The organism is Methylophaga sp. UBA3192 (assembly GCA_002363955.1).
Lineage (GTDB): Bacteria > Pseudomonadota > Gammaproteobacteria > Nitrosococcales > Methylophagaceae > Methylophaga.
On the sequence record DEXE01000007.1, the window covers coordinates 282412 to 305035 of the forward strand.

At 44.3% G+C, this 22624-nt stretch carries 22 protein-coding genes; 3 read left to right on the forward strand and 19 right to left on the reverse strand.

What is annotated here, in order from left to right:
- Positions 1 to 240 precede the first annotated feature (240 nt).
- Positions 241 to 1425: an ammonium transporter gene (locus B2337_RS12360; protein ID WP_292361518.1), complete on the forward strand. Its 1185-nt coding sequence runs from the start codon at positions 241 to 243 to the stop codon at positions 1423 to 1425.
- A 35-nt stretch (positions 1426 to 1460) separates the two neighbouring features.
- On the opposite strand, the gene lpxA is transcribed toward B2337_RS12360, so the two are convergent.
- The 13 genes from lpxA to rpsB all read right to left on the reverse strand — a co-directional run bounded on the left by lpxA (position 1461) and on the right by rpsB (position 13781).
- Positions 1461 to 2231 (reverse strand): acyl-ACP--UDP-N-acetylglucosamine O-acyltransferase, encoded by a 771-nt coding sequence (gene lpxA / locus B2337_RS12365; protein ID WP_292413691.1) that lies wholly within the window; start codon positions 2229 to 2231, stop codon positions 1461 to 1463.
- A complete protein-coding gene (gene fabZ / locus B2337_RS12370) occupies positions 2228 to 2677 on the reverse strand; it encodes a 3-hydroxyacyl-ACP dehydratase FabZ (protein WP_292413689.1) in 450 nt (149 codons plus the stop codon). Before fabZ ends, lpxA begins: the two co-directional genes overlap by 4 nt.
- Positions 2678 to 2770: 93 nt before the next feature.
- Entirely contained in the window at positions 2771 to 3784 is a 1014-nt protein-coding gene (gene lpxD, locus B2337_RS12375) for a UDP-3-O-(3-hydroxymyristoyl)glucosamine N-acyltransferase (protein WP_292413686.1), read from the reverse strand.
- Positions 3785 to 3794: 10 nt separating this feature from the next.
- Positions 3795 to 4295 carry an OmpH family outer membrane protein gene (locus tag B2337_RS12380; RefSeq protein ID WP_292361514.1) on the reverse strand — a complete coding sequence of 167 codons (501 nt, stop codon included), beginning with the start codon at positions 4293 to 4295 and terminating at the stop codon, positions 3795 to 3797.
- Between the two features lie 21 nt (positions 4296 to 4316).
- Positions 4317 to 6593 (reverse strand): outer membrane protein assembly factor BamA, encoded by a 2277-nt coding sequence (bamA, locus tag B2337_RS12385; protein ID WP_292361513.1) that lies wholly within the window; start codon positions 6591 to 6593, stop codon positions 4317 to 4319.
- 56 nt (positions 6594 to 6649) lie between these two features.
- Positions 6650 to 7987 (reverse strand): RIP metalloprotease RseP, encoded by a 1338-nt coding sequence (gene rseP / locus B2337_RS12390; RefSeq protein ID WP_292413685.1) that lies wholly within the window; start codon positions 7985 to 7987, stop codon positions 6650 to 6652.
- The gene (gene ispC, locus B2337_RS12395) at positions 7975 to 9165 is read right to left on the reverse strand and encodes a 1-deoxy-D-xylulose-5-phosphate reductoisomerase (protein ID WP_292361511.1); all 1191 of its coding nucleotides are present in this window, start codon (positions 9163 to 9165) and stop codon (positions 7975 to 7977) included. The genes rseP and ispC overlap by 13 nt, the downstream gene beginning before the upstream one ends.
- On the reverse strand, positions 9165 to 9989 hold the full coding sequence (locus B2337_RS12400; RefSeq protein WP_292413683.1) for a phosphatidate cytidylyltransferase: 825 nt from the start codon (positions 9987 to 9989) through the stop codon (positions 9165 to 9167). The genes ispC and B2337_RS12400 overlap by 1 nt, the downstream gene beginning before the upstream one ends.
- Positions 9982 to 10725: an isoprenyl transferase gene (locus B2337_RS12405; RefSeq protein WP_292361509.1), complete on the reverse strand. Its 744-nt coding sequence runs from the start codon at positions 10723 to 10725 to the stop codon at positions 9982 to 9984. Before B2337_RS12405 ends, B2337_RS12400 begins: the two co-directional genes overlap by 8 nt.
- Positions 10726 to 10749: 24 nt before the next feature.
- Positions 10750 to 11307 carry a ribosome recycling factor gene (gene frr / locus B2337_RS12410; protein WP_292361508.1) on the reverse strand — a complete coding sequence of 186 codons (558 nt, stop codon included), beginning with the start codon at positions 11305 to 11307 and terminating at the stop codon, positions 10750 to 10752.
- A gap of 8 nt (positions 11308 to 11315) precedes the next feature.
- Entirely contained in the window at positions 11316 to 12041 is a 726-nt protein-coding gene (gene pyrH, locus B2337_RS12415; RefSeq protein ID WP_292361507.1) for a UMP kinase, read from the reverse strand.
- 3 nt (positions 12042 to 12044) lie between these two features.
- Positions 12045 to 12926 (reverse strand): translation elongation factor Ts, encoded by an 882-nt coding sequence (gene tsf / locus B2337_RS12420; RefSeq protein WP_292413682.1) that lies wholly within the window; start codon positions 12924 to 12926, stop codon positions 12045 to 12047.
- A 102-nt stretch (positions 12927 to 13028) separates the two neighbouring features.
- Positions 13029 to 13781, reverse strand: coding sequence for a 30S ribosomal protein S2 (gene rpsB / locus B2337_RS12425; protein WP_292361505.1), 753 nt, complete (start codon positions 13779 to 13781; stop codon positions 13029 to 13031).
- A gap of 261 nt (positions 13782 to 14042) precedes the next feature.
- Here rpsB and map point away from each other — a divergent pair, with 261 nt between their 5' ends.
- Both map and glnD read left to right on the forward strand, forming a co-directional pair.
- Complete coding sequence (gene map / locus B2337_RS12430; RefSeq protein ID WP_292742666.1) at positions 14043 to 14810, forward strand: type I methionyl aminopeptidase; 768 nt, start codon at positions 14043 to 14045, stop codon at positions 14808 to 14810.
- A 12-nt stretch (positions 14811 to 14822) separates the two neighbouring features.
- On the forward strand, positions 14823 to 17459 hold the full coding sequence (gene glnD, locus B2337_RS12435; RefSeq protein WP_292742669.1) for a [protein-PII] uridylyltransferase: 2637 nt from the start codon (positions 14823 to 14825) through the stop codon (positions 17457 to 17459).
- Between the two features lie 56 nt (positions 17460 to 17515).
- Here glnD and B2337_RS12440 read toward each other — a convergent pair whose 3' ends face one another.
- The 6 genes from B2337_RS12440 to B2337_RS12465 all read right to left on the reverse strand — a co-directional run bounded on the left by B2337_RS12440 (position 17516) and on the right by B2337_RS12465 (position 22609).
- On the reverse strand, positions 17516 to 17782 hold the full coding sequence (locus B2337_RS12440) for a ComEA family DNA-binding protein (RefSeq protein WP_292361502.1): 267 nt from the start codon (positions 17780 to 17782) through the stop codon (positions 17516 to 17518).
- A gap of 156 nt (positions 17783 to 17938) precedes the next feature.
- Positions 17939 to 18898, reverse strand: a complete 960-nt coding sequence (locus tag B2337_RS12445; RefSeq protein ID WP_292413677.1) for a DHH family phosphoesterase — start codon at positions 18896 to 18898, stop codon at positions 17939 to 17941.
- Position 18899: 1 nt separating this feature from the next.
- On the reverse strand, positions 18900 to 19514 hold the full coding sequence (gene cysC / locus B2337_RS12450) for an adenylyl-sulfate kinase (protein WP_414673673.1): 615 nt from the start codon (positions 19512 to 19514) through the stop codon (positions 18900 to 18902).
- Positions 19515 to 19595: 81 nt separating this feature from the next.
- Positions 19596 to 20165 (reverse strand): sugar transferase, encoded by a 570-nt coding sequence (locus tag B2337_RS12455; RefSeq protein ID WP_292413673.1) that lies wholly within the window; start codon positions 20163 to 20165, stop codon positions 19596 to 19598.
- A 36-nt stretch (positions 20166 to 20201) separates the two neighbouring features.
- The gene (locus tag B2337_RS12460; RefSeq protein WP_292742675.1) at positions 20202 to 21158 is read right to left on the reverse strand and encodes a UDP-glucose 4-epimerase family protein; all 957 of its coding nucleotides are present in this window, start codon (positions 21156 to 21158) and stop codon (positions 20202 to 20204) included.
- Positions 21158 to 22609, reverse strand: a complete 1452-nt coding sequence (locus B2337_RS12465) for a phosphomannomutase CpsG (RefSeq protein ID WP_292413670.1) — start codon at positions 22607 to 22609, stop codon at positions 21158 to 21160. Before B2337_RS12465 ends, B2337_RS12460 begins: the two co-directional genes overlap by 1 nt.
- Between the last annotated feature and the right edge of the window lie 15 nt (positions 22610 to 22624).

Genomic DNA, 22624 nt, shown 5'->3' on the forward strand with positions numbered 1-22624 from the left:
AGTGAAATTAAAGTGCCAGATTATACGTGTTTATCCACAGATTGTGCTAACCGTGGCGTGCCGCATTTTATCGCACCACATTAGTGCCAAATAAAACAGTGACGCACCACAATAGTTCATAAATTGAATTTTCACCGCATTCGTAAATAGCTATCTGATTGTTTTGTATGATTTTGTCTGATTTGGTGCAAGTCTTGCTGTTTTGGTGCTTGCTCAACACTAATTATAAGGAAAACCATTGTGCAAAACGCAAGCGACGTAGTTTTTATATTAATTGGCGCCATTATGGTGCTGGCCATGCATGCAGGCTTTGCTTTTTTGGAAGTCGGTACTGTCCGCAAAAAAAACCAGGTCAATGCTCTGGTTAAAATCATCACCGATTTTGGCATGTCCACTATCGCCTACTTTTTTATCGGTTATGGCATTGCTTATGGACTGAATTTCTTTGAACCTTCACCGTTACTGGCTGAAAATAACGGCTACGCTTTAGTGAAATTCTTCTTTTTACTGACCTTCGCGGCGGCGATACCCGCTATCGTCTCAGGTGGTATTGCCGAACGCGCTAAGTTCAACCCTCAATTAATTGCGACATTTTTAATTGCTGGCTTTGTCTATCCACTTTTTGAAGGTATTAGCTGGAATGGCTTGTTTGGCATCCAGGATTGGCTGGAAAACCAATTTGGTGCAGCTTTTCATGACTTTGCCGGATCAATTGTTGTTCATGCTGTAGGTGGTTGGATTGCACTGGCCGCGGTGTTATTACTCGGCCCAAGACATGGTCGCTACGGCAAACAGGGTGAAATATACGCTCATCCACCTTCAAATATTCCTTTTTTAGCACTCGGTGCATGGATTCTGACGGTCGGCTGGTTCGGCTTTAATGTGATGTCTGCACAGGAAATCGAAGGCATTAGTGGTCTGGTTGCCATTAACTCATTAATGGCCATGGTAGGCGGTACATTGGCAGCTTGTTTAATCGGTCGTAATGACCCTGGCTTTGTTCACAATGGCCCACTCGCCGGTTTGGTTGCTATTTGTGCGGGCTCGGACATAATGCACCCGCTTGGTGCGTTAATTACCGGCTCACTCGCTGGGGGCTTATTTGTTATTACCTTTACCCTGGCGCAGAACAAATGGAAAATTGATGATGTATTGGGTGTATGGCCACTACATGGTCTCTGCGGTGTCTGGGGTGCGATTGCAGCCGGTATATTTGGTCAAGCCGCATTGGGTGGTATGGGGGGGGTAAGCCTGGCCTCACAATTCATAGGGGCTGCTATTGGCGTAAGCATTGCCTTTATTGGTGGGCTTATTGTTTATGGTGGTTTAAAAGCGTTGATGGGATTGAGGTTAACTGCTGAAGAAGAATTTAACGGTGCAGATTTGAGTATTCATCGAATCAGCTCAACTCCAGCCAACGACTAGTTTATGAGTAAAACAAAAATCATCCGGTAGAACTACTACCGGATGATTCCACCCTGCTGGTTTTGCAGAAATTCAATAAATATGGCTAACTCATGCGCATCTTGCTGGATATCATTTAAGCGTTGCTGAGCCTGTTCCATACGCAGCCCTGAACGATAAACCAATTTATAAGCCTGACGAATATTTCTAATCTGAGTATCCGTAAAGCCTCGTCTGCGTAACCCCTCAACATTGATACCGACAGGTTCTGCCATATGACCTGATACCAATACATAAGGCGGAACATTTCGAGAAATGACACTGCCCATAGCGCTGAAACAATGTGAGCCAAGATGATTAAATTGGCTAACCAGAGTGAAGCCCCCCAAAATAACATGCTGATCAACAATGACATGGCCAGCAAGTGAAGCATTATTGGCGAAAATATTATCGTCTCCAATAATACAATCATGAGCAATATGCACATAAGCCATGATCCAGTTGTTATTACCCACCTTGGTAATACCACCGCCTTGTACCGTGCCACGATTAATTGTGACAGATTCACGGATCAGGTTATTGTCACCAATTTCCAATAATGTCGGCTCACCATGATATTTCTTGTCCTGTGGTTCTTCACCAATTGAGGAAAATTGAAATATACGGTTATTTCGACCTATTTTCGTCGGTCCGTTTATCACTACATGTGAAGCTATTTCTGTACCTGAAGCGATTTCAACATGCGCTCCGATAATACTGTACGCACCGATAACAACGTCATCGGCGATTCTGGCAGTGGGATCTATTAGAGCAGTTTGATGAATCACGAAGGCATTTCTTGGTTAACACACATAATATCAGCACTGACAACGACCTCGCCGTCAACAGTCGCCTGACCATAAAACTTCCATAAATTACGTTTGTTTTTAATCAATTTAACTTCAAGGCATAGTTGATCGCCTGGCTCTACAGGTTTTTTAAAGCGCGCATTATCAATACCGGCCAGATAATATAACGCTTCATCTGAACGAATCTGATCGGCTGTTTTAAATGCCAGCAATCCTGTAGCCTGAGCTAATGCTTCCAGAATCAATACGCCCGGCATAATGACACGCTGGGGGAAATGGCCCGTGAAGTGGGGTTCGTTGAAACTGACATTTTTAATACCAACCAGATGTTCACCCGGTGTAAATTCAATTACCCTGTCAATCAACAGGAATGGGTATCGATGTGGCAGTAAGCGTTGAATCTCATGTATGTCAATGGTGTTCAATCTGATTATCCTTTAGGATTTATATTTTTGCGTGCAGTAATCTTACGTTGAGACCCTGTTGCGGTAAAGCTAAGTGAATGATGAACACATTCATTACTTCAACTTGGCTTCCAATTGTTTTAATTTGTCATTTAATTTATCAAGCTGTCTATAACGAATCACATTCCTGTGCCATTCTCTGGTGGGCTCAACCGGAATTCCGGAAGAATAGGTTCCAGCAGTTAGAATTGATTTGGTTACCATACTCATGCCAGTCAATTGAACACCATCGGTTATTTCAATATGCCCGGCAATACCCGTTCCCCCCCCAATGGCACAGTGGGCTCCAATGCGAGTGCTACCTGAAATACCCACACATCCGGCAACTACCGTGTGTTCACCAATGAAAACGTTGTGACCGATTTGAATTTGATTATCCAGCTTGGCACCATCACTGATGATAGTGTCATCTATAGCTCCACGATCAATAGTCGTATTGGCGCCAATTTCGACATCATTACCAATAATGACTTTGCCTACTTGCGGGATCTTCAACCATTTACCATTATCGTTCGCAATACCAAAACCATCCGCACCAATAACGACTCCGGGATGAATACGAACGCGCCCACCAATTTGAACTTTCCGGCACAAAGTGACATTTGACATCAACCGGGTATCAGCACCAATCTCCACATCATTTTCAATGATACAGCCTGGTCCGATAATCACATTGTGACCAATCTTTACGTTCGAGCCGATATAAACCTGTGCAGCTATGCGTGCGGAATCGGCAATATGACAACTTTGCCCAATTACTGCACTTGAATGAATACCGGTATCCGGTTGTTCATCAGGATATAAAAGGGAGGCTGCTTTGGCATATGCGACATAAGTGTCATCAATAACCAAAGCATTGGTATTTACTTCGGCTAAATCTGCGGATGAAACAATGACACATCCAGCAGAAGTCGATTTTAGATATTGACGATATTTAGTATTCGCTAAAAAACTGATATCGGTATCCTTTGCATTTTGCAAGGTACCGACACCAGTTATAACTTTGTCTGCATTTCCAACCAGTTGTGCACCAATTTCAGATGCTATTTTTGCTAATGTCCAGACCACATCCAGACTCTTATTTCGCTTTAAGTCTTTCCAGCACTTTGGAGGTTAAATCTGCACGTTCACTGGCAAAAATAACACCTTGATAAAGTACCAAGTCATAAGATTCTTTTTTAGCAAGATCTACGATTGTTTCTGCAATTTCTTCTTCTAACTTACGTAACTCTTCATTACGACGGATAGACAAGTCTTCACTGTATTCATCCTGTAGGCGTTTCAATTCACGTTGATCGTTTAAAATCTTACGTTCCTGTGCCTGACGTTCGTCATTACCCAGTATTGCAGCATCACGATTTAATTTATCCTGAGCCGCACGTAATTCCTTGTGTTTGTTTTCGAGTGATTTGCTACGCGTTGAAAATTCTTTTTCCAATCGGGCTAAAGCACGTTCCTTCTGTGGAGACTGATCTAATACGACACTTGCATTTACAACGCCGATTTTCATTTCAGCAGCATAAACGGGGCTGACCATTAAAGATGCCAACAACAGGCCAACAATCTTGATGTTTTTCACTCTTAACTCCGATAGTTAAATTTAAAATGTTGATCCCAATGAAAACTGGAATACTTCGGTTTCGTCATCCGGTTGATCACGTAATGGAGCAGCAATACTAAACGACATTGCGCCAAATGGTGAAATCCAAATTGCTGATAAGCCGGTTGAATATCTCAGTAAATCAGCTTCAAAGCTTTGATCAACATCATATACGTTACCCACATCCACGAAAGTGCTCAAGCGGAAAGAGCGTAAAGCTTTTTTCATGAATGGAATTGGGAAAATAATTTCCGCTCCGCCAGTAACCATTAAATTACCACCGAGAGGTCGGTCAGCTTCCCTGACCCCCAGGGTATTTGCTCTGAAACCTCTCACACTTCTGATACCACCAGCGTAAAAGTTCTGGAAGAAGGGAAATTGCTCACTATCACCATAGGCTTTACCGTACCCAAGATCCGTTCTCAAGGCAAAGGTAAAGGTATCGTTCAATGGGGTATACCAGTTATTGCGATAGCGAAGTTTGTAGTACTGCAGGTCACCAATAGGCGTAGCCACTTCTGCAGAAACACTTTGCGACATACCTCTTGTCGGTAAGATAGCATTGTTTCGTGTGTCACTTGACCAGCCAATAGTTACTGGAAACGCATGAAATGAATCCCCCTCTTTTTCGATAAAATCATCGTAACGGGTAATTTCATTATTACTTGGTACATCCAGTTGCGTATTTTCATAACCAAATGCAAGATTTATCCGGTTATTCTCTGAAATCGGAATACCGAAATTAATATCACCACCAAAAACGTCCGTGGTGTAGTTAGCAATATTCGCCTCAAATGCATCTGTTTCGCGATAGAAAAGATTAAAGCCCTGACTGATACCATCTACCGTGGCAAACGGATTGGTATAACCAAAGCTATAGACTGTGTTGACACGGCTATTATTAAAGCCGAAGCGAACATGCTTGCCACTTCCGAAAAAGTTTTTCTGTGTGACGTTTGCATTGAAGATAATACCGTCAGATTGAGAGTAACCAATACCGGCTGACAGGCTACCGGATGCCATTTCCGTTACATTGAAATCCAGATCAACCTGATCAGATGTTCCGGCAACAGGCAAGGTTTCAACATTCACATCTTCGAAATACCCCAAACGAGAAATTCGTTCGCGAGACCGCTCAACAGCGCCCGTGGAAATCCAGGCTGACTCCTGTTGGCGCATTTCCTGACGCAATACTTCATCACGGGTTTTGCTATTACCTGAAATATTGATACGACGTACATAAGCCCGACGACCCGGGTCGACAAAGAAAGTCAGATTAACTTCCCGCGTTTCACGATCAATATCCGGTACGGCATTCACGTTGGCAAAAGCATAACCATCATTACCTAATCGATCTGTAAGTCTTTCAGAACTGGAGGTAATAGCCTTTCTGGAGAACACCGAGTTTTTACGGATGGTAACCAAATTAAATAATTCTTCTTCCGGCACAATCAAGTTGCCAGCCAATCTTACTTCATTGATTTTGTAGCGTTCACCTTCAGCAATATTGATGGTGATGAACATCTGTTTTTTATCATCTGAGATCGTTACCTGTGTGGATTCTACGGTGAAATCGACATAACCACGATCCAGATAAAATGAACGTAATGATTCAAGGTCAGCTGATAGTTTCTGACGGGAATACTGATTGTCTTTGGTTAACGAAGATAACCAGCCACCAGTAGTCGATTCAAACTCGCCAAGCAGTTCTTCATCATCATAAGAATTATTACCGACAATATTAATCTCACCGATGGTGGCAACCACACCTTCTGCCATATTAATCCGGACGGCTACACGATTGCGCGATAATGGCGTCACTTCTGAATCAATAGCCACACCATATTTACCACGGCTAAAGTACTGACGCTGCAGTTCCAGCTCAACCCTTTCCAGCATGGCCTGCTCAAACACCTGGCCTTCAGCAAAACCAATCTGGCGTAATGACTTGGTCAACTCTGCACTGTCCAAATCTTTGTTACCGACAAACTCGATGCTGGAAATTGCAGGACGTTCACTGACTTTAATGACTAACACACCATCATCACGCTCAACCTGTACATCGTTGAAATATTTCGATTTAAACAGTGAGCGGATAATGCCTCTGACATCATTTTCCGTCAGCTCATCGCCTACTTTGACTGGTAGGAAGTTAAAAACCGTCCCAGCGGAGATCCTTTGTAACCCCTCCACCCGGATATCTTTGATGATAAACTCCTCGGCCCAAGCTGCAGAGGATAACAAGATGAGCGTCAATGCTGTGATGATTTGTTTCATTGTTGTTTTACAGTCAGTCAGCCGAAGAAATCGTAAGTGTACCTGCAATGTGTGGATTAGCCAATGAGTCGAGCAATGTCATTTGTAAAAGCGAATACCATCAACAGCAGAATCAAAAATAATCCAATTTTTTGTACCTGGATTTGTACCGATTCCGGTAACGGTTTGCCACGAATCCATTCAAAAAAATACATCAGTAAATGACCACCATCCAGCACTGGTACAGGTAATAGATTTAATATCCCTAAACTGATACTGATCATGGCTAAAAAACTGATAAAGGCGACAAATCCTTGCTGAGCAGAATCTCCGGCAAATTGTGCAATAGCAATTGGCCCACCCAGGTTGTCACTGGAAACCGTACCGACAAGCATTCCCCATAAACCGCTCAAGGTCGTGACACTAAATTGCCAGGTTTGTGTAACGGCCTGAGGAATAGCCGTCAATGGTCCATAGCGTAACTCTGCTTGCAATTCTGTCGGTATTTCAAATGCATCTGTATTGACTGCGGCACCAATACGTCCCATTCCATTATCATCTGCAGCGGGGGTAATAATCAGTTGCTGTATGACGCCATTGCGTAGGATTTCGACTTCGATAGGTTGCTCAGCACTATTCTGAATTAACGTCACCCATGCCTGCCAACTCTGCAGTTGTTTTCCATCAGCAGAAATTAATTCGTCTCCGGCTTGTAAGCCTGCTTTTTCTGCAGGACTATCGGCAACGATCTTGCCCAAAATCGGGGGCATTTCTGGTTGCACGGTTTTTATACCAATTTGATTAAACAGGGTTGCTGCATCGTCAAGACCAAGCTTTGGTAAAGTGAGTTGTTTGGTGGTTTCGATATCAGCACTACGTGTTGTCAGTGAGACGGTTTCACCAGATTGTGCCAATCTCAACCATTGCTGAAACAAGCTGTTTATTGTTGGCGTTGCTTTACCGTTGACGGCAATAATTTGCTCACCCGGAGTAAGCTGAGCCATGGCTGCTGGTGAGTCAACCGTGACTTCATCAATAATCGGCTTTATTCCCGGTACTCCAATGATCAGAATCATCCAGTAGGCAAATACGGCAAATAAAAGGTTGGCAACAGGCCCTGCTGAGACAATCGCAACGCGGTTTTTTAATGGCTGGCGATTAAAAGTTTGTCCCAGATCAGCATCTGCCACCGGCCCTTCGCGTTCATCCAGCATCTTGACATAACCACCTAAAGGCAGCGCTGCAATCACAAATTCAGTGCCATTTTTTAATTGTTTTGACCACAGTTTCTGGCCAAAACCGACCGAAAAACGCAATACTTTCACCCCACAACGCCGTGCTACCCAGTAGTGTCCAAATTCATGGATAACCACCAGCAGGCTGAGGGCGACAATAAAAAAGATTAATGATTGCATAACTTCCGCATCTGCTGTTGAGCGACCTTTCTGGCCATTTGATCGGCAGACAAAATGTGTTCCAGTGAATCTGCTGCTGTTGATTGTACGCCTTCTAAAACATCAGCAATGATCCGGGCAATATCAGTAAACTTAATTTTGCGGTTAAGAAAGGCTTCTACTGCCACTTCATTAGCGGCATTAAGTATAGCCGTACTGGTTCCCCCTGCATTTAATGCCTTATAAGCAAGGGCCAGGCAAGGGAATCGCGCAAAGTCCGCTTCCGAGAAATCCAGCCTTCCCGCCTTCACCAGATCCAAAGGCTCAACTCCAGAATCTATACGTTGCGGCCAGGCTAACGTATTGGCAATGGGTGTGCGCATATCGGGATTCCCCATTTGCGCCAGCACCGAACCATCCGCATAGTCCACCATGGAATGAATAATACTCTGGCGGTGCAACACGACCTCAATCTTGTCACTGCTCACTCCAAATAACCAGTGCGCTTCGATAACCTCCAGTCCTTTATTCATCATCGTGGCGGAATCAACGGATATTTTCTGGCCCATCGACCAATTTGGATGCGCTACCGCCTGTTCTGGCGTAACCCTATCCAGATCGTCAATATCCCAATCCCGAAACGGTCCACCTGATGCCGTCAGAATAATTCTGCGGATACCTTTATTTTCAAAATGATATTGCTGGGTATCGCCGACTGGCATGCATTGCCATATCGCATTATGTTCACTATCAACAGGAAGCAATATTGCATTATTCGCTTCCACTTCGCGCATCAGTAAAGCACCACTCATCACCAGCGCTTCTTTATTGGCCAGCAAAATACGTTTACCGGCTTTTGCTGCGGCCAGGGTGGGAAGTAATCCTGCAGCCCCCACAATAGCAGCTACCACAATATCAGTTTCATCTGCACTGGAAATCATTTCCAAAGCTTGCATACCGCTTTGCACAGCAGTAGCCAAACCGGCTTTACGAAGTTTTATTTCGAGTTGTTCTGCCGAATCCGGGCATAACATAACGGCCACAGCCGGTTGAAATTGAATGCATTGCTCAAATATCGTATCAACTGATTTATTAGCCGCTAAGGCGTATACAGAGTATTTTTCAGGATGACGCTGTAAAACATCTAAAGTGCTGATACCAATTGAACCGGTTGAGCCGAGAATAGTAACCTGCTGCATTAAAACTGACCTGTCAGCCATAACAGCGCAGCAAAAAACGGAACGGCCGCCAGCAGACTATCCATCCTGTCCAGCATACCGCCATGCCCCGGTATAAGTTGCCCACTGTCTTTTATCTGGTAACTGCGCTTAAACAGACTTTCAAATAAATCACCACTGACCGAAATCAAACCGGTTATCAGGCTGATAGCAAGCCAGCCGCTCAGTGATAAATTCTGGGAAATACCCAGCAAATATGCCAGAACGCTCCAGAGTGCTACTAACACCAGAGCTCCGGCAAGACCTTCAAGCGTTTTATTCGGACTGATAGCCCTGGCCAGAGAATGTTTTCCCCAGCGTTTACCTGCGAAATATCCACCGGTATCGGCCAGCCATACACTTATCAAAACATATAAAACCAAGACTGGACCATTCGGAGCTAAGCCATGCAGCCATACCGCGCTGTAAACAAACAATAACGTGACCAGCATGCTGAGCAGATAGGTAAATACTTTATTGTGGAAGCACCCAGCAAGAATGCCGGGTAAAGGTCGGTGTGCAAATAAAACAATGAGCAGACTGAACAGAATCCAGAACAGTAAGCCGCTGAACAATATATGGTCAATCGCTGCCGTCGTAAGCAATACTGCCAAAACAGCAACAAATGAAATACTGGCCAATACTTTGAACATGGGTTTGATTGCTGCCATGGAGAGCCATTCCCATATCGCCATCAACACAACAACCGTCAGTAAAGCAATAAAACCGATACTGGGTAATAGCAAAATGGCCATTATCACTAACGGAATTAACACTGCCGCAGCCAATAAACGCTGTTTAAGCATCTTCTTTACCTGCTAACTGTTCCGATGTACGACCAAACCGTCGTTCACGGCTGGAAAACGAATCTATTGCTATATCCAAATTCTGGGCATTAAATTCAGGCCAAAGTGTCTCGGTAAAATACAATTCGGTATACGCCAGCTGCCACATCAGAAAATTACTGATACGTTGTTCACCGCCTGTACGGATGAACAGATCCGGTTCAGGCAAATCGGCCGTCACCAAATGACCGGCAATAACACTTTCATCAATCTGCTCTGGATCGAGTTCGCCGTTTTGGATTTTTTTCGCAATCTGCTTAACTGACTGGGTAATGTCCCAGCGCCCACCATAGTTGGCAGCAATATTCAGGATCAAACCATCGTTTTCAGCCGTTAATGCCGTTGCATCCGCAATCTGTTGCTGTAATGACACCGAAAAACGACTGATATCACCAATGACATTAAGACGGATATTGTTTTTATGCAGACGTTTAACCTGGTTATCCAGTGCATGACTGAATAACTCCATCAGTAAATTGACTTCCTTACCGGGTCGTCGCCAGTTTTCACTGCTGAAGGCAAACAGGCTGAGTACTTCCACACCGCAGGCGACACAATGTTTAACAATGCCTTCAACCGCTCGGACACCAGCCCGGTGCCCCATAAATCGCGGTTGTAGCCGTTGTTTTGCCCAGCGACCATTGCCATCCATGATGATAGCAATGTGTCTGGGTATGGAACGACCGGAAGAATTCATTTGGTATGGCTAAACCGTAATGGCTTAGACCGCCATCAAATCGGTTTCTTTTTCAGCCAGTAAGTCATCAATCTGTTTGATGGTAGTATCGGTCAGCTTTTGAATGGCCTCTTCCGCACCACGCTGTTCATCTTCCGAAATGGCTTTGTCTTTTAATAAATCTTTGAAGCTGCCATTCGCATCACGACGAATATTACGCACAGCGATACGTGCATTTTCAGCTTCAGATTTAGCCACTTTGACCAAATCTTTACGACGTTCTTCAGTTAAGGGCGGAATCGGAATACGAATAGTCATTCCTGCACTATTTGGATTCACCCCCAAATCAGATGTCATAATGGCTTTTTCGATCACCGGAACCATATTTTTTTCCCATGGCGCCACCGTGAGCGTTCTGGAATCTTCGATACCAACACTCGCCACCTGACTCAAGGGAACATCGGAACCGTAATATGGCACGGTAACATGATCTAATAAACTGGTATGTGCGCGGCCAGCACGGATTTTCGCCAGTGCAGTTGCCAGAGCCGCAACACTTTTCTGCATTCGGTCTGCTGCATCTTTTTGAATATCATTAATCATGATTTGTCCTATTTCACCAATGTACCAACATTTTTCCCATACACTATGTCAGTGAGATTACCGTATTCATGAACATTAAATACCCTTAAAGGCATTTTCTGTTCCTGACACATCACTACTGCCGTTGTATCCATTACTGCCAGGCGATTATTAATAACTTCATCATAAGACAGCGTGTCATAACGGATGGCTTCGGGATCTTTCCTTGGATCTGAATTATATACACCATCTACCTGGGTGCCTTTAAGCATGAGCTCAGCACCAATTTCTACAGCACGCAAACTGGCTGCTGAATCTGTGGTAAAAAATGGATTACCGGTACCCGCAGCAAAAATCACTACCCGGCCTTTTTCTAAATGCCGAATAGCACGGCGGCGCAGATAATCCTCACAGACTTCATGAATACGTATCGCGGACATGACACGGCAGAATGTTCCATTACGTTCCAGAGCATCCTGCAGTGCCAGCGCATTTAATACGGTTGCCAACATGCCCATGTGATCGGCACTGACTCTATCCATGCCACTGGCGGCAAGGCCAGCACCACGAAAAATATTGCCACCGCCGATAACAATACCCAACTGAACACCCTGGGCATTCAGCTCGGATATCTCTTTCGCAAACCGGGAAATCACTTCGGGTTGAATGCCATACTCGGCATTACCCATTAAAGCCTCACCACTCAGTTTGAGCAGAATACGCTTATAAACAAGCTGATTTCCGGTTTCCGTCATGGTTTAGTTTCCTCGTGCCTGAGCCATAACTTCTTCGGCAAAGTTATCAACTTTTTTCTCGATGCCTTCACCGACTTCATAACAGGCAAAGGCTTCAACCGTTGCACCCGCTTGTTTAACCAGCTTTTCAACCGTGACATCAGGGTCTTTAACGAACGCCTGGCCCAACAGGCTGATTTCGTTAACGAACTTGCTCATGCGGCCTTCGATCATTTTTTCAACAATCGCTTCCGGCTTACCGCTTTCACGTGCCTGGGTTGCGACGATATCACGCTCTTTTTGCAATAATTCTTCTGGAAGTTCAGTAGCAGATACCGCTTGCGGACGGCTGGCAGCAACATGCATTGCCAAATCTTTTGCCAGACTCTCATCACCACCGTTCAGCTTGACCAGTGTTCCGATACGGTCACCGTGACGGTAAGCACCAATGACACCCGAATCAGTGTTCACCAAAGTAAAGCGGCGAACCTGAATATTTTCACCAATTTTAGCAATCAGCGATTGGCGGACAGTATCGATGCTTTCACCGTTACTTAATGTCAATTGCAACAATGCATCTAAATCAGCAGGCTGTGCTTCCAGAACTTTCTTCGCTACGGCATCGACGAAACCAATAAAATCATCTGCTTTCGCGACAAAGTCTGTTTCTGAATTCACTTCAAGCATCACTGCCTGTTTATTATCGGCACTGGTTTCGATGGCAATAATACCTTCGGCAGCAACACGGTCAGACTTCTTGTCAGCTTTCGCCAGACCAGATTTACGCATCTCTTCAATTGCTGCTTCGATATCACCATTAGATTCAACCAATGCTTTTTTGCATTCCATCATGCCGGAGCCGGTACGCTCACGCAGTTCTTTTACTAAAGCTGCAGTTATAGCCATTTTTGTAACCCTTAAAATCAATTTTTGTGAACGGCCTGTTTCAGACCACACATACGACACAGGCCCGCCTTTAAGCGAGCCTGTTTAAGTCATTAGCAGAACTTATTCAGCTGCGGCTGGAGCATTCTCTTCCGCAACTTCTACAAATTCATCTCCGGCATCACCTGTAGTGACAGATGCACGGCCTTCCAGAATAGTGTCAGCGATATTAGCTGTATACAGGCGAATGGCCCGCATGGAGTCGTCGTTGCCAGGGATAACGTAATCAACACCGTCAGGATTACTATTGGTATCTACAACCGCAATCACGGGGATACCCAGTTTGTTTGCTTCCTGAATAGCGATGCGCTCATGATCAACGTCGATAATGAACAAAGCATCAGGCAGGTTACCCATTTTTTTGATACCACCAATGCTTTTTTCCAGTTTTTCCTGTTCACGTGACAGGTTCAGAACTTCTTTCTTTTTCAAACCTTCTGTTTTACCTGATTCGATCATCGCCTGAATTGCTTCAAGACGTTTGATTGATTGGCGAACGGTTTGGTAGTTTGTCAGCATGCCGCCTAACCAGCGACGGTTGACGTAAGGCATGCCACAACGTTCAGCATCTTCACGGATAGCATCCTGTGCAGCACGCTTGGTGCCAACGAACAGAATACGGCCTTTTTTGGAAGCCAGTTTGCTGACGTAGTTGAGTGCGTCGTTGAACATTGGCAGACTGTGCTCAAGGTTAACGATATGAATATTGTTGCGCTTACCAAAGATGAAAGGACCCATTTTTGGGTTCCAGTAACGTGTTTGGTGACCGAAGTGAACGCCTGCTTCAAGCATTTGGCGCATTGTAATTTTAGCCATTTTTATACCTATATATATGGGGTTAAACCTCCACGTACCCCAGCTATCGACTGATCTGATGTTCAGACAGCACCCCGAAAACTGTGTCGGCACGTGTGTGATTTTGCCTTTGCTAAGGCGCGCATATTATTCCACAGTTACCAACTAAAACAAAGCACCAACCGTATATAGCTTGGATTAGCCCGCTTAGCTGGCAGTTCAGTGCTTTTTGCGGCAAACTATGCTTTGTCTTTTTATCGTTAACAGCAATCAGGATCTGGCATGGGCGTGACCATCAAAACAGCCGAAGAAATCGAAAAAATGCGTGTGGCAGGCAGGCTTGCCGCTGACGTTTTAACCATGATCGAACCGCATGTGGTTGCGGGCATCACCACCGATGAATTAAACACCATTTGTCACGATTATATTGTTAACGAACAAAAAGCCATTCCTGCACCTTTGAATTATCATGGTTTCCCCAAGTCCATCTGTACCTCGGTCAATCATGTTATCTGCCACGGTATTCCCAGTGATAAAAAACTCAAAGATGGCGACATTATTAATATCGATATCACGGTTATTAAAGATGGTTATCACGGGGATACCAGCAAAATGTTTCATGTCGGCAAAACATCAATCCTGGCTCAGCGATTGTCTCGTGTCGCTCGTGAATGCATGATGATTGGCATTGATATGGTCAAACCGGGTATCAAGCTGGGCGATATCGGCCATGCCATTCAGCAACATGCGGAGAACGAGCACTTTTCTGTTGTCAGAGAATATTGTGGACATGGCATCGGCCAGGTATTTCACGAAGAACCACAGGTGTTGCATTATGGTTCACCAGACACCGGTATGACATTGCAGGCCGGCATGACATTTACTATTGAACCGATGATCAATGCCGGTAAACGTCAGGTCCGCCAACTTCCTGATGGCTGGACAGTGGTGACCAAAGATCGTTCCTTATCGGCCCAATGGGAACATACCATTCTGGTTACTGATGATGGTCACGAAATATTAACCCTTCGGGAAGAAGAACGCTCATAGGAGCATCCATTAATGGCAATTGCTGCACAATCTGTCTGGGAGTTCGGTCAGACGGATAAGGCGACTGGCTGTCGCGATATCCTCGCTAAAGCCTCCCAACATTTAAAGAAATGTTTTTTTGAAGATGAAGCTGACATTGACTGGCTGGTTCATCAACAATCACATTTTGTGGATGAAGTACTGCAATTTCTATGGAAAAAGCATCTTGCAGCAGAAACCACACTGAGTCTGATTGCTGTGGGTGGCTATGGACGAGGTGAATTACATCCCCATTCTGATGTGGATTTGCTGGTGTTACTGGATGATTCAGTAGCCGAAGCGCCGCCAGCCGCATTATCAGATTTCCTGACCCAATTATGGGATATCGGACTTGAAATCGGCCATAGTGTTCGCACAATTAGTGAATGCCGCCAGCAGGCTGAAGACGATATCACTATTGCTACCAACTTACTGGAAGCACGGCTTTTATCGGGCAATCAACAATTGTTCGAGCAGTTACAACAACTGACGGTTTCAAACAAAACGTGGGATACCCGACTTTTTTACGAGCGCAAAAAACAGGAACAGATTCAGCGGCATCATAAATACAACGATACCGGTAACAACCTTGAGCCAAATCTAAAAGAATCGCCCGGTGGTCTGCGGGATATTCAGGTGATCAACTGGGTTGCTCAACAACATTTTGATGTACGGAATCTGCAAGGCCTGAAATCCAAAGGCTTTCTGGCCGAAAGCGAGTTCGATATTCTGCAACAGGCACGACGTTTTCTGTGGCGGGTACGGTTTGCCCTGCATCATCAGGCCGGTCGTAAACAAGAAAAAATGATGATAGATCATCAGCGCGAACTGGCTAAACAACTCGGTTATGCAGACACCAATAACCGTATGGCCGTTGAACATTTCATGAAGGATTATTACCGGACGGTTCGTGCCGTTGGTCAAATGAATGCATTGCTGTTACAACTTTTTGAAGAAAATATCATCCTGGCTGATGAACCCAGAGATATTGAACCGATCAACCGTCGTTTCCAATCTCATAACGGTTATCTGGAAACCATCAATTCCGGCATGTTTGCTTACTATCCCTATGCGTTGCTGGAAGTATTTCTGATCCTGCAACAACATCCGCATATTAAAGGCATTCGTGCCTCGACTATCCGCCAGATTCATGCCCATCTGCATTTAATTGATGAACGCTTTCGTGCAGACATTAAAAATCGTAGCCTGTTTATGGAAATCATCCGTCAACCGAAAGGCGTTACCCATGAATTTCGTCGCATGAATCAACTCGGAGTGCTGGGTGCTTATCTGCCTGAATTTGGTAGGATTGTCGGACAGATGCAGCATGATTTATTTCATGCTTACACGGTAGATGAACATACCCTGTTTCTGGTGGGAAATTTACGTCGTTTTTCCTGCTCCGAATTCAAGGATGAATTTCCGCTGTGTTCAGAAGTGTTTTATCAACTGCCAAAACCTGAATTATTGTATATCGCCGGTATTTATCATGATATTGCCAAAGGTCGTGGCGGTGATCATAGTATTCTCGGTGTTAAAGATGCAGAACAATTCTGTACGCAACACAATTTGAGTGATTACGACACCAGCATTGTGACTTTTCTGGTTCGCCAGCATCTGGCAATGTCATCCACCGCGCAAAAGAAAGACCTCGAAGATCCTGAAGTTATTCAAGACTTTGCCGCTCTGGTCGGCAGTGTCAATAGATTAAATTATCTGTATCTGTTGACGGTGGCTGATATCAGGGCAACCAATAACAATCTCTGGAATGGCTGGCGTGACTCACTGCTCAAACAGCTTTATCACAGTACGCATCAATGGCTGGAACATACTGAGGCACAAGCAAAAAGTACGCAGGAAAAAAGCTATAAAAAGTATCAGTTGGCTTTGGATAAACTTTCAGAAATGGGATGGCCGCCCCAAGATATCACCCAACTGTGGCTTGAATATGATCTGGATTATTTTTTACGGCATTCAGTTGATGAAATTGCCTGGCAAACCAATGGCCGGCTTGAGCATCCCGATGAAGAACCATTGATTCTGGTACGTCCGCATAACGAAAAGCAAACGCTCGAGTTATGTATTTTTACACATGATCGCCGCGGTCTGTTTGCTTCTATGACAGCATGTCTGGAACAGTTGCAACTGAATATTTTGGATGCCAAAATCAATATCAGTAATGACGGTAAAACCTTAAATACTTTTATTGTTAATGGGACACAACAACGCTTTGAAGATATCACCGCAGCATTGCATAAGCAGCTTGCACGTGAACATTTGATTTCGGGTTATAAACCACAATTAATGCCACGAACCACAAAGCTGTTCCAGACCGAGCCCGTCATAAAGTTTTCGGTAAATCCCCAGCATACACATACGGTAATGGAGCTATACACCCATGATCGACCGGGATTGTTGTCTGCCGTAGCACAAGTTTTTCTGTCAAATCAGATACAGGTAATTAATGCTAAAATGGTGACATTGGGCGACCAGGTAGAAGACGTGTTTTTCATCACCAATAGCGACGACAATGCGTTAACCGAAACAGAACAACAAAGGTTAGATGCGGAATTGAAAGACAAACTGGTAATGCAAGCGGAAGCTGTTTTATCAAACTCAGTTGCCTTTTAAACAGACATAAAAAAGGTGAGGCATTTTAAACCTCACCTTTTTCAATTTATCAACGTTTAATCAGTGACAGTAACTTTCTCTGCTAAAGCAGCTACTTTTTTTTCACCAATACCTTTGATATTCACCAAATCATCAACACTGGAAAATGTCCCATTTTGCTCACGGTATTGCACGATAGCATCTGCAGTGGAAGGTCCTACTCCATCGAGAAGCTGTAATTCGTCTGCTGTGGCACTGTTGATATTGATTTTATCTGCTGCGAATGCAGCGAATGATGAAAGTGAAAATGCGAGTAATAAAGAAATAATCCATTTCTTAAACATCTTTCCTTGCTCCTTGTTTTGATTAAATGCAGCTCTCCTGAGCTGCATTTAAAGACTAAGCTATCAGGATGTTTAACGTCCAGCCCTAAAAAAGACAAAATTAATCAACAGGAAATTCTCCTGCCTTAAATCGAGAAACCGATCACAATTTAGTTTCTAAGCGTATTGTTTTTCCATTACATCAATCAACTGCTCCAACTGATTGATTGGAAGCGCATTAATACCTGCAGCCGCTTTACGTCCACCACCAGTAGGAAATTGGCCAGCAACTTCATCGGCGCCACTGCGATTGGAATTTGGAGCACGCAGGCTCACCAGATAATGATCAGCATCTTTTACCGACACAATGGCATGAGCCCGGTCAGGAAATTGATTGGCCAACTCGTTTCCCAAAACACCACTTACCCGGCGGGCCCACTTTTCGTCGGGTAAACAGATAACGGCCAGCTTTTCAGTTTTGTATTTTGGTTCAATGGTTAACCCCGAACGCATATCTTCATTGTAACCGTTTGAAAGCTTTTCATAGGCCGCACGGTTTTCGTGAATAAAATCAAAGGGCGAAGCATAAGCAACACATTGTTTAAACAGCTCAGCAGGATGAAATAACAGATCATCCGTCTTGGCACCATAGCCGTTGTAATTAAGATAAATGCCCAGCGATGCCAGTTCTTCACGTTGAGTATTTGTCATCCCGGCTTCACCGGCAAGCTTATCCGCCACTGCGGTTAAATTATCGCCATAGGCAGCAGTGATAGCCCATTGATGAAACTGTCCTTTAAGGTACTTATCAATGATTAATGAAGTGCAGGTAGTGGCTGCCATATCGATGTGTGCAGACAGATTGGGATATTCAGGAATGTCGCCCGGTTGATGATGATCTGCATAGAACACCTCAACTCCAGCATCCAGTAACCGGATCAAATCTGCCGTATTTTTCTCCATCGAAATATCCAGCACAGTGAGCTTATCACCAGCAGCTGCATCCACATGTTTCAACAGATTGATATCACGCTTGATTCCGGTAACCAGTTCCGCTTCTCTGGGCTCAGCCAGACGTAACTGAACCAGTGCACAAATACCATCGGCATCGCCATTAAAAACGTCAATAAAACGCATATTACCCCTGACTTTGAATGATGTTGTTTATCCGTAAATACTCAATGACCTGCGCTACACATTCCGCAATATCACATTCCGCCGTATTCAAAGTGACTTCAGCCGCCTCAGGTGCTTCATACTCGGAATCAATACCGGTGAAATTCTTAATCTCGCCGCGACGGGCTTTTTGATAGAGGCCTTTTGGATCACGCTGTTCGCAAACACTGAGCGGTGTATCCATATAAATTTCAACAAATTCGTCCGCTTCAACCAGATCACGGACTAGTCGACGATCCGAACGAAAAGGGGAAATAAAAGCGGTTAATACAATTAAACCGGCATCGGCAAAAAGCTTAGCCATTTCACCTATGCGGCGAATATTCTCAACCCGATCCTCGTCAGAAAACCCCAGGTCTTTATTCAAACCATGTCTGACGTTATCCCCATCAAGCAGATAAGTATGATGACCCAGCTCAAATAAAGCCTGCTCTACTGCCCCGGCAATGGTGGATTTGCCTGAGGCACTTAACCCGGTAAACCATAAAATGGCAGAACGCTGTTTTTTCTGCTGACTGCGATCCACTTTGCTGACCTTATGTAAATGCCAGACAATATTTTCCTTTTCCACAGGCAACGCTCCTTAAGCTTATTTCTGAATGAATTCGGATCCGTACATCAAGAAAGCAACAATGCATTCCTCTCCACCAGGCAATGTTCAGTTATCCTTACGAACCCTATCACCCGCTCCTTTGCCGGTAACGGTTTGAAGAATGAGACCAAGATAGCGGATTACACTCATCTGCTCAATCATCAACGCATCCGTTTTCGCCAGTAATTCGGGGGTCGACATGTCGATATCATTTATCTGAGCCAAACCGGTAATACCGGGTCTGACCGTAAATACCCCTTTTGCCTCGCGTTCGTCGATGAGTTCATGCTGATTGAACAAACAGGGTCTGGGGCCCACCAGGCTCATTTCTCCCTTCAACACATTCCATAATTGCGGTAGCTCATCCAGTTTGGTACGACGAAGAAAACGTCCGAATGGGGTAATGGAAGCCGCACTGGCCAAATGACTGGCCACATGAGCCGTGTCTTTTTTCATGGTGCGGAATTTGACTAATGTAAAAGGTTTTTGAAAACGACCTACCCGCTGTTGACGAAAAACTGGAGAACCAGTGTCGAGCCAACCGATAACGATCAGAATTAGTAAAATTGGTAAGCCAATTAATAGGCCAACAACAGAAAAAATAATATCCAATAAGCGGATTACAACATGGGTCATGAAATTCTCGTTTTTTTATATGCACACTTACAGCGTTTAGTTTTTATCTGACTCAGCCATTTTTTTAAGCTGTTGATCCATTGTCGTCAAGGGTTTCCAGCCAAGTAAACTTTGAGCTTTACTGATGTCTATTTGTAGATCACCAAATAATCGGTCAGTGATAGTTTGTTTACCCAGCAGTTTTGCCACAAACCGCATCCAGGAAGTAGAAATAGGTAACAAACGACATGGTGTTCTATAAGCGAAAGCTAATTTTTTAAGCAATATTGTAGTAGAAACATCTTCACCATCTGCTAAAAGAAATACCTGATTTACAGCTGCAGGGTGGACGATGCAAAGCATTAAAAAATCGACAAGGTTATCAATCGCCAGTAATGAACGTTGGTTTGAGGTCGCTCCAAATGGCAGCGGTACGCCTTTTTTGATGATTTTAATCAAACTGGCAAAGTTTGCTTTTACCCCAGGCCCGTATATTAGCGGGGGGCGAATAATCACAACTTCCATAGGTTTTGTATGGCTTAACTCAAATAAAACCTGTTCTGCCTCAAGCTTTGATTGTCCATAGGCATCTTCAGGTGCCGGCTTATCTGTCTCACGAAAAGCCTGTCGATGATCAGTCGATTCACCGTTCACTTTAATGGAGCTGATAAATACAAACCTTTTCACACCCGCAATAGCTGCTTGCTTAGCCAATGCAAGAGTTGCGTTTACATTCGTTTTTCGAAATTCAGTCAACGGATCGGCTGCTTTGTCATGCATAATGTGTACGCGTGCTGCAGTGTGAATAACGACATCAACTTTTTTCAGCGTATCAATTAACGTATTCTGCTCGCTCAGCAAGCCTAAATCACCAATCTGCTGTTGCTCCACTTCAACCGGCAATTCCACCGAATGATTCCGTACCCCTGCAATAATATTATGTCCAGCACTTAGCAGTTCCTTAATCAACGCCTTTCCGACAAACCCAGTTGCGCCTGTTACAAAAATCCGCATTAGTTCTGAATTATCTGTTCAATTTCTGCCACTTTGGCTCTCATTAAGGCTTCATCAGTTCGGCTTTCAACATTTAAACGTAATAGTGGCTCGGTGTTAGAGGAGCGTAAGTTAAATCGCCACTGGTCAAACTCGAGGCTTATCCCATCTGTTTTATCGATCACTGGATTTTCAGCGGAAAAACGCTGAAGAATTTTATCGAGAATGATACTGACATCTGCCACCCGATAATTAATTTCACCACTGCATGGGTATTTCGCCATACGCTCATTAACCAGCTCAGATAAAGCCTTACCTGCCACACTCATTAACTCAGCCACCAGCAACCACGGAATCATGCCGCTATCACAATAGGCAAAATCACGGAAATAGTGATGGGCACTCATTTCACCACCATAAACTGCATTTTCCAATCGCATACGTTCTTTAATAAAGGCATGGCCTGTTTTGGATTGGATAGGTTTTCCACCCGCTGCTTCAACTTGATCGATGGTATTCCAGGTCAGTCGTGGATCATGGATGATTTTTTCACCGGCTGACTTGAGCAAAAATGCTTCAGCCAACAAACCGACAATATAATACCCTTCAATAAATCGGCCATTTTCATCAAACAGAAAACACCGATCAAAATCCCCATCCCATGCGATACCCATATCGGCTTTATTAGCAATGACTGCATCAGCAGTTGCCGCCCGATTTTCGGGTAATAACGGGTTGGGGATACCATTCGGGAAACTGCCATCGGCTTCATGGTGGATCTTGATAAATTCCAGCGGCACATTGGCTGCTTTAAACTGTTGCTCAAGCGCATCAATAACATGTCCAGCCGCACCATTACCCGCGTTCACAACCAGTTTTAATGGTTTGATCTTTGTCAGATCAATATAGCTCAGCAAATGCTCAACGTAGGGATCAAGTATCGATTGCTGACTGTATTTATTGGCGTTATTGGTTCCACTGAAAACAGAATGTCCTGCTGGTGTAGCATCTGGAATATTAGCCTTAACCGAGACAGTTTCTTTAGGAGTATTAAACGGTGAGTCAATATGTTCAGCCAAATCACGAATATCATTTAAGCCACTATCACCACTTATCGGCAAAGCACCACGTCCAACCAACTTCATGCCATTGTAATCCATCGGATTATGGCTGGCCGTAACTTCAATGCCCCCATCGACATCCAGATAAAATGAGGCAAAGTATATCTCTTCCGTGCCGACCATCCCGATATCAATAACTTCTGCGCCCGTATCCATAACACCTTGGGCCAAAGCAAGTTTAAGCGGCTCACTAGTGTGTCTGATATCACCACCAACTACTACCCGTTTAGCATTTAGGTGTTTTGCATAAGCGTAACCAATACGATAAGCAACATCCGGGTTGAGCTCATCACCTAGTTGGCCTCTGATATCGTAGGCTTTGAAACATTTAAGTTTTTTTACAGACACCATAATTCCCCAATAGAA

Coding starts and splice junctions, on each gene's coding strand:
- B2337_RS12455 (WP_292413673.1), bottom strand. CDS start 20,165: ATGACCCATGTTGTAATCCGCTTATTGGATATTATTTTTTCTGTTGTT.
- map (WP_292742666.1), top strand. CDS start 14,043: ATGGGCGTGACCATCAAAACAGCCGAAGAAATCGAAAAAATGCGTGTG.
- B2337_RS12440 (WP_292361502.1), bottom strand. CDS start 17,782: ATGTTTAAGAAATGGATTATTTCTTTATTACTCGCATTTTCACTTTCA.
- glnD (WP_292742669.1), top strand. CDS start 14,823: ATGGCAATTGCTGCACAATCTGTCTGGGAGTTCGGTCAGACGGATAAG.
- rseP (WP_292413685.1), bottom strand. CDS start 7,987: ATGCAATCATTAATCTTTTTTATTGTCGCCCTCAGCCTGCTGGTGGTT.
- tsf (WP_292413682.1), bottom strand. CDS start 12,926: ATGGCTATAACTGCAGCTTTAGTAAAAGAACTGCGTGAGCGTACCGGC.
- B2337_RS12465 (WP_292413670.1), bottom strand. CDS start 22,609: ATGGTGTCTGTAAAAAAACTTAAATGTTTCAAAGCCTACGATATCAGA.
- bamA (WP_292361513.1), bottom strand. CDS start 6,593: ATGAAACAAATCATCACAGCATTGACGCTCATCTTGTTATCCTCTGCA.
- ispC (WP_292361511.1), bottom strand. CDS start 9,165: ATGCAGCAGGTTACTATTCTCGGCTCAACCGGTTCAATTGGTATCAGC.
- rpsB (WP_292361505.1), bottom strand. CDS start 13,781: ATGGCTAAAATTACAATGCGCCAAATGCTTGAAGCAGGCGTTCACTTC.
- B2337_RS12405 (WP_292361509.1), bottom strand. CDS start 10,725: ATGAATTCTTCCGGTCGTTCCATACCCAGACACATTGCTATCATCATG.
- frr (WP_292361508.1), bottom strand. CDS start 11,307: ATGATTAATGATATTCAAAAAGATGCAGCAGACCGAATGCAGAAAAGT.
- B2337_RS12445 (WP_292413677.1), bottom strand. CDS start 18,898: ATGCGTTTTATTGACGTTTTTAATGGCGATGCCGATGGTATTTGTGCA.
- pyrH (WP_292361507.1), bottom strand. CDS start 12,041: ATGACGGAAACCGGAAATCAGCTTGTTTATAAGCGTATTCTGCTCAAA.
- B2337_RS12400 (WP_292413683.1), bottom strand. CDS start 9,989: ATGCTTAAACAGCGTTTATTGGCTGCGGCAGTGTTAATTCCGTTAGTG.
- B2337_RS12460 (WP_292742675.1), bottom strand. CDS start 21,158: ATGCGGATTTTTGTAACAGGCGCAACTGGGTTTGTCGGAAAGGCGTTG.